We start from the raw sequence: 12,826 nt of genomic DNA on the forward strand, positions 1-12,826 counted from the left end.
GAGTTAGTCGCTTTTTGATAGGATGGTAAGTTTTAACATGTTGTCTATACTAGTTAGATTGATAACTTAACAGTGATCAGTATATGAAATATATTATATTCCTTTATTCTTTTATACGTAAGCAAAAAACAGCATTGGTGCTGGCTATTGTTTTTACGGTAGTGGCAGCTTTAGCCGAAGTTTTATTTCCATTTCTGGTTCAGGAATTAGTCAATACTTTATTGAAGGATAAACTAATTCTTTCTTTCTCATTTAATGAATTAATTGCTTCTCTAATCTCAGTATCATTATTGATTGTTATCAGCCACGCTATTATTATTTGGATGCAAACAATTAATGCATCAGAACTGAGTTATAATATGAGGAAATCTCTGGTCGATTCTTTCCTTTCTTTTCCCTATCATATCACCAGAAAATTTCATTCAGCGAATCTGGCATTTAGAATAAAAAATGATACTTACCTTGTATCAGATAGAGTTAGAGATTTATATAGCGAATTTCTCTATGATACGTTATCAATAATTGGCCCATTTATTGCCATGGCTCTGATTGATATTAAATTGGCTATTTTGGCATTTATGATGGTTTGTCTGACTACTCTAATCAGCAAGCCAATCACTAACCGAGTGGCTGTTTATGAAAGAATTTTGCAAATTTATAACTCACGATTAACTGGCGTCATCCAAGAATCTCTTTCTTGGATTAAGTCTGTCAAGATTTTCAATTCTGAAGAGTCGGAGAAAAAGAGAATTAATGATGCCAATACTAAAGTGAAAAATGTTGAGAAGATCACTGGGTTGTTTATGTCTCTATCTATTCCTCTTGGCTTTTTTGCACAGTTAGCATCGACAATTGCCGTACTTTGGTATGGTGGTTTGCTATTGATGGATGGAACGATCAACCCTGGTAACTTTGTTGCTGCATTTACCTATGAACAATTAATGTCTGATTCGATTAAGAGATACAGTAATCATTTAAATAAATTTGCTTCACTCAAATCGTTGTTGGACAGGGTCTTTGAATTGTTGGGAGCTTATCAGCCAGACAATCGCAAACAGAGCCAACCAGTGGATAATTATAGTGCTAATGCTATTGATATCAATGTCAAAAAATTCTCCTATAACGACAGGGATACTTTGTTCAGAGATATGAATATCTCTATACAAAAAGGAGAACGAATTCTTATCGTCGGTGATAACGGTCAAGGTAAAAGTACAATCTTTGATATCGTGACTGGTTTAACACCATTAAACGTAAACGAAGGCTATGTTTCAATTTTTGGTGAAGTTCTGGATAATCCCGATTCTCAGCGTTGGTTGCAAAAATTTGGCGTGATGTCACAACAGACTCAGATTATAAAAGGCACGTTATACGATAATCTGCACATTGCCAATACAGAATCAACCAGAGAAGAGATGATTTCTGCGTTGATTAAAGCCGGTGGTAATGAACTGTTGGGCAAATTGAAGGATGGCCTGGATTCATATATTGACGAAAAAGGTTCTTCTTTGTCGGGCGGTGAAAGGCAGGTGATTGGGTTAGCGCGTTTGTACCTTAGAACGCCAGAAATACTGCTATTTGATGAACCAACTACCTATCTGGACAATAGTAAAATAAATAGCTTTGCCGAGTCATTGAACAATATCGTTCGTGGTAAAACTGTGCTCATGATAAGCCATGATCCGCGTGTATTTAGACTGGCTGAGCGAGTAATCCGGATCGACAAAGGGAAAATTGCATTTGATGGCTCTCTACAAGAATATATGGAACAGACAAGAGTAAACTAATTACTGACCTTTCCAGGCCCGCATTTAGCGGGCCATTATGTTTATCTTAAGATATTCATCCAAAGTAAATTTCCCGATTTCAATTCTAAAGCTTTTAAATCATACTCAAATAATCATGTTAAAAAACAATGGATTGACAATAAATCCATAATTTCGTCTTGACTAATGGGAAACAACTTTTTCTACTAATATGGACATGACGATAATAAATTGCAGATAAGAGGATAGTTATGATTGTTTTTGTGACAGGAGCAACTTCTGGTTTTGGTGAGGCAATTGCAAGAAAATTTATCAAACATGGCTCCATCGTCATTGCGACAGGACGCCGTAAGGATAGATTAGATCAATTGAAAAATGAATTGGGTGAAAACTTCAATCCCATCCAACTTGATGTGAGAAATCGCACTGCAATCGAGCAAACAGTTCAACAACTACCAGATAACCTACGTAATGTAGACGTTCTTGTGAATAATGCAGGGCTTGCGTTAGGATTAGAACCCGCTCACCAAGCTAACCCTGATGACTGGGAAACAATGATTGATACCAATACAAAAGGATTAGTGAACATGACGCGGGCTTTGTTGCCTAATATGGTACAAGCTAATCATGGACACATTATTAATATTGGTTCCACCGCAGCAAATTGGCCTTATGCAGGCGGTAACGTGTATGGTGCTACTAAAGCCTTTGTCAAACAATTTAGTTTAGGGTTGAGAGCTGACTTACATGGAAAGAATATCCGAGTTACCGATATTGAACCTGGTCTGGTTGAAGGAACTGAATTTTCTCATGTCCGTTTTAAAGGTAATAAGGAAAAAGTTGATAAAACTTATGCTGGCGCTGATGCATTGACGGCGGACGATATTGCAGAAGCGGTATTTTGGGTTGCTAACCTGCCTTCTCGCGTCAATATTAATACATTGGAAATGATGCCAGTTTGCCAGTCATTCGCGGGTCTAAGCGTATATAGGAACTAATATTTTTTAGCAGTCTCGTTAAATGGCTCATTCTTATGGTTTAAGTAATATAGTAAAAGAGGTTCAAAAATGAACGTTCGTTCTTTGATTGTTAAAAGTATTTCTGCTACTGCTCTGGTATTCTCTTTCTTTTGGCAGACATCCGCGTTTTCTACGCCATGTGCGTCAGAAAGTACGTGTGTAACCATCAATGGTGGAGAAACTTCCTTAAGCAAAGAAATGGCTCGTCAAAGCAAAGAAGAATGGAATGAACAGAGAAGATTGCGTCATAAAGCGGACAAACGTAAAGAAAAAGAGTTTGATAAGTATGAAGCTGAAGCTGATAATCGTGAAACCTGTTTAAAAAGTGTCGATATTAATGCTTATTGGGAACCGAGCACAAAACGTTGTCTGGATATCAATACAGGCCGCCCGATTAAACCTTAATAAAATCAACACCGATATCAAGATAAGGAGATGATGGTGAAAAAGATCCTACTGACCGGAGCTTTGTTTTTTGCACTTTCTTCCTTTACTGTGCAAGCTTCACAAAAGATAACATGTGAAAGCCTGAAAGAAGAGATTGCGCAGAAAATCATTAAAAATGGTGTTTCAGCAACGGATTTTAGACTTGACTTAGTTCCTAGTGATCAAGTTACTGAACACAATACGACAAGTGGAAAAGTTGTTGGTCATTGTGATAATGGTAAACAAAAAATAGTCTATGTCCGTCTTTCTCATGATAAGAAAGGCCAGAAGTAATATTCTTTCTGACTTTCGGAAAAGGGAGCGTAACTTACTCCCTTTTTATTTCTCTTTTTAATCATCAAATGCCAATATCGCAGAAACATCCAGATAGCAAGATAAGTCGCGTTCTTCTGGCCTTAAAAGATAAGGTATTTCTCCCCACTGTGGAGCTGGTATGTGACGCTGTAACCTTTCCAATACTTTGGCGTAATGTGCCAGTCCTGGATTGATGCGATTAGCAACCCAGCCAATCAGGGGGATACCATCATTCACAATGGATTGCGCCGTTAGAATAGCATGGTTAACACAACCTGCCTGAATGCCAACTACCAAAATGACGGGAAGTTTTTCTTGCACTACCCAATCAGAATAAAACGTTTTATCTTCCAGCAACATCCGCCAACCACCGTTACCTTCAATGATGACACGATCTGCTTTATAACCTAAATTTTTTAGACCTTTTGTCATTTGAGTAAAATCAGCACGATTTTCTTCTTCATAATTGTTTTCCCAAACAACAGGATTGATTTCTTCATAATCCACTTGTACCGGTGAAGACTTATGTATGACTAAAGCATCACGATTACGTATTCCCTCCGGAGTTTCAAGTTTTTCTGTCGCAATAGGTTTATATCCTACTGCGGTTGTTCCTTCACGATTAAAGACTTGCAATAATGCGCGGGTAACAACTGTTTTACCGATGTTGGTATCCGTGCCTGTAACAAATAAGCGCGTTAACATAAATTCATTTTTCCGTAATAACAGAATAGATTGACCGGTTACTTACTCTCTTTAACGAGCAAGGTTAGAGTGTAGGAGATGTGTTTAAGATAGGGGTTGCGTTAGCTCAATGTTTTGCGTAATGGGGATTATCCTTGCATGAGCTCGAGCAGTAATTCGCCATTATACAATGCTTGTTTAATTAAGGCTGCCGCAGGTAATGTGCCTGTATTGTCAAATTGGGTAGCCACAATATCAACTTGTTGGCTATAGCCAGGAAATGAACGCTGTGCTATCTGTTGCTGAATGGCGGGATAGAGAATATGTTTAACGCTGTTCAGCGGCGAACCAATCAGGATCCTTTCGGGATTAAAGATATTGACCATAATCGCCATGATGCGTCCTATTCGTTCTCCAGTATCACAAACAATTTCTGTTACCCGTGGATCACCATCTATAGCTGCCTGACAAAGTGAATCAATTGTCAAGGCGCCAGATTGTCTTTCCGTCTGAGAGTGAAATTTCTGCAAAATTTTTTTGATACCCACCACTGTTTCAAGACAGCCGATATTACCACAGTAACAATGTTCGCCATTGGGTTCGATTTGAATGTGCCCAATTTCTACGACACTATGATTTCCTGCATGGAGCATTTGCCCCGCTGTCATAATTCCTGCGCCGACATTGTCATCTATAACAATCTGGATAAGATTCTGGTAGTTTTTTCCTGCTCCATATAAAGATTCTGCGATTGTCCATGCGGCTATACCATGTTGCAGAAAAATTGGCAGTCCTGTGCGTTGGTGTAAAAACTTTCCTAGAGGAAGATCATGGATATCATAGTATGGCGAACTATGGATAACCCCATTAACCGGATCTACTATCGCATTGATAATAATACTGATTGCTGTTAAGCGTTCCAGGGCAGATTGATGACAAAAAAAGAAGTTATCAATTTCATTGACGATACAATCTAAGAAAGAGTAATTATGAAGCGCAGAGAATGTTGATTGCTTCTCAACGACGTGATTACCGCTCAAGTCACGAAGCCCAATGACAATACGCCCTTCGTCAATGCGAATACATAAAAATTGCCACCCTTCACTATCTATTTTCAGCCCAACAGCAGGACGTCCTCTAAAACCGAAGTCAGGAAATTCGGTTTCTTTCACTAAATGTGCATCAATGAGTTCCCGTGTGATTTTAGTAATACTGGCTGGTGCCAATTGAGCTTTTTTGGCAAGAGCGATACGCGAGATAGGCCCATATTGATCAATTAACCGATAAACCAACCCAATGTTGGTCTGTCTGATTTGGTCAATATGACTTGGTTGAACATCAACACTCACCTCGCCTCCTGCATTTAATTCACACTGCTAAAAAATTAATAACGAAGATTATGTCTCTGTTTAAATGAGAAGATATCCGTTTAAGGTAGAAATGTGATCTTTCACACGAACTTATCTTAATTATTGTTTTTGATGAACAGTTTCATCTATTAGCTTCATCCACAATGTTTGAAATCAGGAGATGAGTTAACCGATCTGCCGCAGCGCTGTTATTGTAATTTTTATGTTTAACCAGCCAGACTTCGGAGTAAGCAGGATTGTTTGCTAAAGGCAGATATTGAACACCATCCAATTTCATTCGGGTAAACGACTCCGTAATAATGCTTATCCCTAATCCCGCAGCAACTAATCCTAATATCGTCATGGCTTCCCCCGCTTCCTGAGAAATCGTAGGAACCACTCCCACATTAGCCAATAAGGAAATAATTTCATCATACAGTGCCGTTCCTACATCACGCTCAAAAAACACCAACGGATAATCAGATAGCATTGCCAAATTCACACCTTCATTAGTGTACTTCAGCAGAGGATGATCATCATATACGGCCAACATAAAACGCTCGCGGAAAAGTAACTGATATTCCAGGTTATCGGGCAATGACGTATTACGCATAATCCCTATATCGATTCTGCCTGTCTGCAAAGGCGCGATTTGCTGTTTAGTATTCATTTGATGCATATGGATGGCGACATCAGGATAACGTTCCCTGAATTGACGTAAACTCAGAGTTACTTTTTGCATAAAAGGTGTGGTGGATGTAAAGCCAATCGATATCTCCCCTAACTCCCCTTGCTGCATTCTGGCAGCTTTAGTTGCGGCAGCATCAACCTGGGAAATGATTTGATATGCTTCCTGAAGAAACATATGTCCGGCAGGTGTTAAATTAACATTTCTGTTATTACGTACCAGTAACTGGGCATTTATATTTGCTTCCAGCGCTTGGATTTGCTGGCTTAATGGTGGCTGTGAGATATTCAATCGTTCTGCCGCTCGTCCAAAATGCAGTTCTTCTGCCACAGCAATGAAATAACGCAAGTGTCTGAGTTCAATATTAGTAGTCATTATTTATTACTCCAATTGATATTTTAAAAATATCATTTTAAATGATTAATATATTAGACAAAATATTCATGAATTCCTATCCTTGATCTACATCAAGTAATTAACGTTTGTTTTACATAGATAAGGAAGTAGCGTGAATACAATCCAAAGCGTCAGTGAAAAATCAGCAGTCTCTGGCGTTGAAAGAGATGTTGAAAACACGATTAATCAAGGATACAAAAGTAAACAGCCTTACATTCAACGTGAAGATGCTGTATACCTGCGAGTCACTCTCTCGTTCTTTGCTGTAGGACTGGCAACATTTGCATTACTCTATTTTGTTCAACCTATTTTGCCAATTTTGTCAGATGAATTTGACATCTCACCGGCCAATAGTAGTTTGGCCTTATCCCTTTCCACCGGAATGTTATCCCTCGGTCTGTTAATAACAGGCCCTTTATCCGATGCACTTGGCCGTAAACATGTCATGGTAGTATCACTTATTGCCGCCGCCATTTTTACTCTCTTAAGCTCTGTTGTAACAAGTTGGCACGGGATTTTGTTTATGCGTGCACTGGTGGGTTTATCATTAAGTGGTGTTGCTGCTGTTGCGATGACTTATTTAAGTGAAGAGATTCATCCTAGTTATGTAGCCTTATCTATCGGCCTCTATATCAGTGGTAATTCAATAGGGGGAATGAGTGGACGTTTGATTACTGGTGTGATCACTGATCACTATTCATGGCGGATTGCCGTTATCTTACTTGGTACATTTGCTTTAATCTCCGCCCTTGCGTTTTGGAAGATGTTACCGGAATCCAAACACTTTAAATCCAGTTCATTAAAACCTAAATCATTGTTTATCAATTTGAAACTACACCTTCGTGATCAAGGTCTTCCCCTGCTATTTGCCGAAGCTTTTTTACTTATGGGAAGTTTTGTCGCTATGTTTAACTACATTGGTTATCGATTATTAGAAGCACCTTATAATTTAAGTCAGACTATTGTTGGTTTGCTATCTGTCGTCTACTTAACAGGAACTTACAGTGCAACTAAAGCTGGTGGATTGATAAGTAAGTATGGAAGAGGAAAAGTACTGTTAGCAGCTATTGGTATGATGCTAATTGGTTGCTTGATCACCCTATTTTCCCCTATCTGGGCAATAATATTAGGAGTGATGATATTGACAACGGGCTTTTTTGCCGCTCATGCAGTTGCTAGTGGATGGATAGGACAGAGAGCCAAGCGCGCCAAAGCACAAGCTTCATCACTTTATTTATTCTGTTATTACTCTGGTTCCAGTATTGCAGGAACGTTAGGTGGGATATTCTGGTTCCATTTTGCATGGAACGGTGTTGTTGTATTTATTTCATTATTAATGATGATTGCTATTTATTTAGGCTTAAAACTCAATAAATTACCAAAATAATAAAATATAGCTGCCGGCATCAATAATTTAATTCAAATAAAATGCCGGCTTTTTAAGCAATTAATTTAAAATAACCTGAATTATTCATTATTTATCTGATGCTTGAAATATATTTTAATAATAGGACTCAATCGGTAACACTAAGACTTTTGTTAAATATCCATCAATAATTTCAATGCATCCTTCTTTTTTTAGAGAGAATAACACTCGTTGTATACAACTGCGTGAAAGTGTGCATCTTTGTTCTATATATTTAATTGCCGTAATATTTTCTCTGAATTCTGTCGGTAAAGTCATCAGGCGAGATAACAAACTACACACGACTTCCCTATTGCAATGACGGAAAAGGCTAATATCTCTGGCATATAGGAAAGATATTTTATAGGAAATTATTCTCATCCACTCTCTATAGAGGTCATGCTTCTTTATGGTGTTCAATGCACTAACCCGAGGAATTTGATAAAGTTTACAACTTTCCCCTAGTTCAATGGAATAATAGTTTTCTGCTCCAGAATAGAAAGATAATCCGATAATGTAGGGTGAAAAAAGTGTAGCAATGATTAAATTGTCGTTGATTCTGCGCATATTGATACATCCTTGCTCTAATAAAAAAAACTTAGCAAATTCACTTTCTATTTTAATCACTTTTTTTTGTGTTGATAAATCAGCTTTGATCAATTCTGAGTGTGGTAACAATGCATCGAGCACTTTCTTAAAGGAATTTACTGGCTTAACTAATCTTTTCATATTTAACAACCTTGGTGTATAACCCATTCTATCTTTCAATTAATGTGTTATTGATTTTTTATCACAATGCTAAATTATTTCGCAATAGGTGTTTTCTGTTTAGTTGACATTTTGAATGGTAGGTTGTTGATTTTTTTTGTGGTTGGTTTTATATTAATAGTATGTTGTAACTAAATTTCCTTCTGATTTTCGATTGCTGAGAACAATCATGAATAAGTATTTGTCAATAGAATCACTTACAACTTGCTTTAAAAAACAAGAAGAAAAGCTATCTGAACTGATTGAGTTGTTAATGAGTTATAAGCTTATTGATGCCCGGGTATTTGAATTACCGAAAATTGAAAAAGGTGAAGAACATGAAAAAATAACCGAAATTATCGTCAATCAGCTACAGGGGAATGAAGCGCTCAATGTAGGTTTACACTTCTATCAGAAGCTATTCATATACCATAATAACCCTAATGTCAGCAGTAAAGCTGCGAGCCGCCTGCCTGGCGCCTTGTGTTTTTCTGTTAACCACCAGCAATATAAAGAAGCAATGGAAGTCATTAATGAAGTAAACCAATTAAAAATAGAGTTAGAAAATATCGTTACCAAAGAATCAGGTATCAGCAAAGAACAACGATTTGAATTTGTTCATGATCATTTGCGCGGCCTTATTACCCTGAATGCCTATCGTACTATCACTCCTCTGTTAGATCCTGATTCCATTAATTTTGGGTGGGCTAATAAGAACATCATCAATAAAGTCACCAAGCAACAAATTTTGGAAAAGCTGGAGAAAAGCTACAATGCTGGCAAAGCAGTCCCCCCCTACTCCAGTGATCAATGGGCAGCATTGGTGGCACTAGAGATTACCGATATTAAAAAATTACCCGATGATGTGGTATTGAAAATCAAACGACCAGTAAAAGTACAACCCATTACTCGTGTATGGTATTCAGAAATACAAAAGCAAGTCCAATATGCTTGTCCGATTCCTGTGATTGTCTTCTATACAGAATATAATGAAAGCAAACCTAAACTCGGCACTTTGTCCAACTACAATGCCAACGCAATTAAACATAAGTATAAACCCAAAGCTAAGCCACTTGAGCTGGTCATTCCCCGCTTACATCTCTACAAAGAAATCTGAGAAATAAAAAACCGGAGTAGATGCTCTCCGGTTTTTTCATTTTTGCTTATATAGCAAGCATTACTTCATGCTGCCAACCATATCTTCTGGGCGAACCCACTCATCAAATTCAGCTTCAGTTAAATACCCTAACTGGAGTGCTGACTGCTTCAGCGTCAGACCTTCTTTATGTGCTTTTTTAGCAATTTCAGCAGCCTTATCGTAACCAATATGAGTATTTAATGCCGTTACCAGCATCAGTGATTCATTCAGCAATTGGGTGATGCGATCACGATTAGGCTCAATACCAATAGCACAATGCTCATTGAAACTACGCATACCATCCGCCAGCAAACGAACAGATTGCAGGAAGTTATGGATAACCATTGGGCGGAATACGTTCAGTTCAAAGTTACCAGACGAACCACCAATGTTGATAGCCACATCGTTACCCATCACCTGAGCACATAACATAGTCATCGCTTCACACTGAGTTGGGTTCACTTTACCTGGCATGATGGAGCTACCGGGTTCATTTTCAGGAATGGAAATCTCACCAATACCACAACGAGGGCCAGAAGCCAACCAACGGACATCGTTAGCAATCTTCATTAATGATACAGCCAAACCTTTCAATGCACCGTGTGAGTGAACCAGTGCGTCACAAGTTGCCAGGGCTTCAAATTTATTTGGCGAAGTGACAAAAGGATGACCAGATAATTCAGCAATCTTCTGCGCAACACGGACAGCATACTCAGGATGGGTATTCAGACCAGTTCCTACCGCAGTCCCCCCCAGAGCCAGTTCACACACATGAGGGATACTCTCTTCAATATGTTTCAAGTTATGCGTCAACATGGCTGCCCAGCCGGAAATTTCCTGGCCTAAGGTCAGTGGAGTGGCATCTTGTAAGTGAGTACGGCCAATTTTTACGATGCCTTTAAATGCTTCCGCTTTATCTGCCAGGGTTTTTTGAAGCACTCTTAACTCTGGTAACAGATGTTCACGCAATGCAGTAACTGCTGCAACATGCATGGCCGTTGGGAAAACATCATTAGAGCTTTGGCTCTTGTTAACATCATCATTAGGATGAATCAGACGTTCATTGCCCCTTTTACCACCAAGGATCTCACTACCACGGTTCGCCAACACTTCATTCATGTTCATGTTGCTTTGGGTTCCCGAACCGGTCTGCCAGATAGCAAGAGGGAATTCTGTTGGGTGTTTGCCTTCTAACACCTCTTTCGCCGCAGCAATAACTGCTTCGCCACGCTCTTTAGGCAGAAGGCCCAGATTCATATTAACGCTGGCCGCTGCTTGCTTAGTCAATGCAAGAGCATGAATCAATGCAACAGGCATTTTTTCCTGAGAAATGCGGAAATGCTCCAGTGAGCGCTGAGTTTGCGCCCCCCATAATTGGTCAGCAGGTACTTCGATAGGTCCCATTGAGTCTTTTTCAATGCGAGTGGCTGCCATTACTATCTCCTTAGCACACAGAATAATTGAATACGCCGGAACAAACTTTGCAGATAAATTAGTCGGCATTTTCTTATCATGCCATAAATTTATTATCGATAATGCGACCTGACCGTGTTTATTGTATTGTTGTCATATAAATAAGTTACTTTTTATTATAGGAAATTCTGCCATGCTGAAAATGACCAACAAAATCCAACATTATGACTGGGGAAGTAAAACCGCTCTGACGGATATTTATGGTATAGAGAACGCGGATAATCAGCCAATGGCAGAACTATGGATGGGAGCACATCCAAAATGTAGTTCACTGGTCACAGACCCTCAAACGGGTGAAACTATCGCCTTGAATACTTTGATCGACAAAGAACCAGAGAAATACCTTGGGGAAAAAGTAGCCCAGCAATTCCAGCGCTTGCCTTTCTTGTTCAAGGTATTGTGTGCTGCTCAACCACTGTCTATTCAAGTGCATCCTGATAAAACATCAGCAGAAATAGGTTTTGCCAAAGAAAATGCACAAGGGATACCGTTAGACTCAGCACAACGCAACTACAAAGATGATAATCATAAACCTGAATTGGTCTATGCGCTGACTCCGTTCAAGGCCATGAATACTTTTAGACCTTTATCTGAGATCGCGCAATTATTGGATTATGTTTCTGCCGCACATCCAGATATTCCAACATTCCTCCAGCAACCGACTGAAAAAAATCTGTCGTTTCTGTTTTCACAGTTATTGAATATGCAAGGAGAACAAAAGCATTTGGCGATGGCTGTTTTAAAGTCAGCATTAAACTGTCATCAGGGCGAACCGTGGGATACCATCAAAAAAATGGCTTCATTCTATCCCGATGATAATGGACTGTTTGCACCACTCTTGCTCAATGTCGTTGAACTCGAACCCGGCCAGGCGATGTTTCTATATGCCCGTACTCCCCATGCCTATCTTGATGGCGTCGCCTTAGAGGTTATGGCCAATTCTGACAATGTATTGCGTGCTGGCTTAACCAGCAAGCATATTGATGTCCCTGAATTAATGGCTAATCTGGATTTTATTCCAAAAGCTGCCGATACTTTGCTAACCGAACCAAGACAGGAAAAAGATGCACTGAATTACTCTGTTCCTGTTAATGATTTTTGTTTTTCTGTTTATTCTGTTTCAGAACAACCAATCTCATTGGAAAATAATTCAGCATCGGTTCTATTTTGTGTTGAAGGGCAAGCAGTGATCAGCACTGATAAACAGCAGTTGAGGTTACTCTCAGGTGAATCAATCTTCTTGCCTGCTATTGAAAAAGTCGTAACTGTTTATGGTAAGGGGAGAATAGCCAGAGTATCTAATTAATTTTATTATACTCATATGGTTATGATTATTTTTATTGATAGTTAATCATATTTTCAGTGAATTTTGACATAAATACAAAACGCATAATACATCCATGTATATGCGTTAAAAGGA

The 12,826-nt window shown here is 38.8% G+C and carries 12 protein-coding genes; 7 read left to right on the top strand and 5 right to left on the bottom strand.

From position 1 onward, the window contains the following. The first annotated feature begins 83 nt into the window (after nucleotides 1–83). The 4 genes from ACE1SE_RS09280 (at nucleotide 84) to ACE1SE_RS09295 (ending at nucleotide 3,505) form a co-directional block, all read left to right on the top strand. Nucleotides 84–1,787, top strand: coding sequence for an ABC transporter ATP-binding protein (locus ACE1SE_RS09280; protein ID WP_374050646.1), 1,704 nt, complete (start codon nucleotides 84–86; stop codon nucleotides 1,785–1,787). Between the two features lie 230 nt (nucleotides 1,788–2,017). Next, on the top strand, nucleotides 2,018–2,764 hold the full coding sequence (gene ydfG, locus ACE1SE_RS09285; RefSeq protein ID WP_374050647.1) for a bifunctional NADP-dependent 3-hydroxy acid dehydrogenase/3-hydroxypropionate dehydrogenase YdfG: 747 nt from the start codon (nucleotides 2,018–2,020) through the stop codon (nucleotides 2,762–2,764). A 69-nt stretch (nucleotides 2,765–2,833) separates the two neighbouring features. Further along, a complete protein-coding gene (locus tag ACE1SE_RS09290) occupies nucleotides 2,834–3,190 on the top strand; it encodes a DUF1283 family protein (protein WP_374050648.1) in 357 nt (118 codons plus the stop codon). Between the two features lie 30 nt (nucleotides 3,191–3,220). After that, the gene (locus ACE1SE_RS09295) at nucleotides 3,221–3,505 is read left to right on the top strand and encodes a DUF1161 domain-containing protein (protein ID WP_374050649.1); all 285 of its coding nucleotides are present in this window, start codon (nucleotides 3,221–3,223) and stop codon (nucleotides 3,503–3,505) included. Nucleotides 3,506–3,562: 57 nt separating this feature from the next. Here ACE1SE_RS09295 and bioD read toward each other — a convergent pair whose 3' ends face one another. The 3 genes from bioD to ACE1SE_RS09310 all read right to left on the bottom strand — a co-directional run bounded on the left by bioD (nucleotide 3,563) and on the right by ACE1SE_RS09310 (nucleotide 6,622). Further along, nucleotides 3,563–4,231, bottom strand: coding sequence for a dethiobiotin synthase (gene bioD / locus ACE1SE_RS09300; RefSeq protein WP_374050650.1), 669 nt, complete (start codon nucleotides 4,229–4,231; stop codon nucleotides 3,563–3,565). 128 nt (nucleotides 4,232–4,359) lie between these two features. Continuing rightward, nucleotides 4,360–5,559 (bottom strand): sugar metabolism global transcriptional regulator Mlc, encoded by a 1,200-nt coding sequence (gene mlc, locus ACE1SE_RS09305; protein WP_374050651.1) that lies wholly within the window; start codon nucleotides 5,557–5,559, stop codon nucleotides 4,360–4,362. 142 nt (nucleotides 5,560–5,701) lie between these two features. Continuing rightward, entirely contained in the window at nucleotides 5,702–6,622 is a 921-nt protein-coding gene (locus ACE1SE_RS09310) for a LysR family transcriptional regulator (protein ID WP_374050652.1), read from the bottom strand. Between the two features lie 202 nt (nucleotides 6,623–6,824). On the opposite strand from ACE1SE_RS09310, the gene ACE1SE_RS09315 reads away from it, so the two are divergent. Continuing rightward, a complete protein-coding gene (locus tag ACE1SE_RS09315) occupies nucleotides 6,825–8,030 on the top strand; it encodes an MFS transporter (protein ID WP_374053632.1) in 1,206 nt (401 codons plus the stop codon). A gap of 114 nt (nucleotides 8,031–8,144) precedes the next feature. On the opposite strand, the gene ACE1SE_RS09320 is transcribed toward ACE1SE_RS09315, so the two are convergent. Further along, entirely contained in the window at nucleotides 8,145–8,777 is a 633-nt protein-coding gene (locus tag ACE1SE_RS09320; RefSeq protein WP_374050653.1) for a helix-turn-helix domain-containing protein, read from the bottom strand. A gap of 208 nt (nucleotides 8,778–8,985) precedes the next feature. Here ACE1SE_RS09320 and tus point away from each other — a divergent pair, with 208 nt between their 5' ends. Further along, nucleotides 8,986–9,912 (top strand): DNA replication terminus site-binding protein, encoded by a 927-nt coding sequence (tus, locus tag ACE1SE_RS09325; protein ID WP_374050654.1) that lies wholly within the window; start codon nucleotides 8,986–8,988, stop codon nucleotides 9,910–9,912. Nucleotides 9,913–9,972: 60 nt separating this feature from the next. On the opposite strand, the gene fumC is transcribed toward tus, so the two are convergent. Further along, the gene (gene fumC, locus ACE1SE_RS09330) at nucleotides 9,973–11,367 is read right to left on the bottom strand and encodes a class II fumarate hydratase (protein WP_374050655.1); all 1,395 of its coding nucleotides are present in this window, start codon (nucleotides 11,365–11,367) and stop codon (nucleotides 9,973–9,975) included. Nucleotides 11,368–11,539: 172 nt separating this feature from the next. On the opposite strand from fumC, the gene manA reads away from it, so the two are divergent. After that, a complete protein-coding gene (gene manA / locus ACE1SE_RS09335) occupies nucleotides 11,540–12,712 on the top strand; it encodes a mannose-6-phosphate isomerase (RefSeq protein WP_374050656.1) in 1,173 nt (390 codons plus the stop codon). Nucleotides 12,713–12,826 lie beyond the last annotated feature (114 nt).

This window comes from Xenorhabdus taiwanensis, assembly GCF_036512875.1.
GTDB lineage: Bacteria > Pseudomonadota > Gammaproteobacteria > Enterobacterales > Enterobacteriaceae > Xenorhabdus > Xenorhabdus taiwanensis.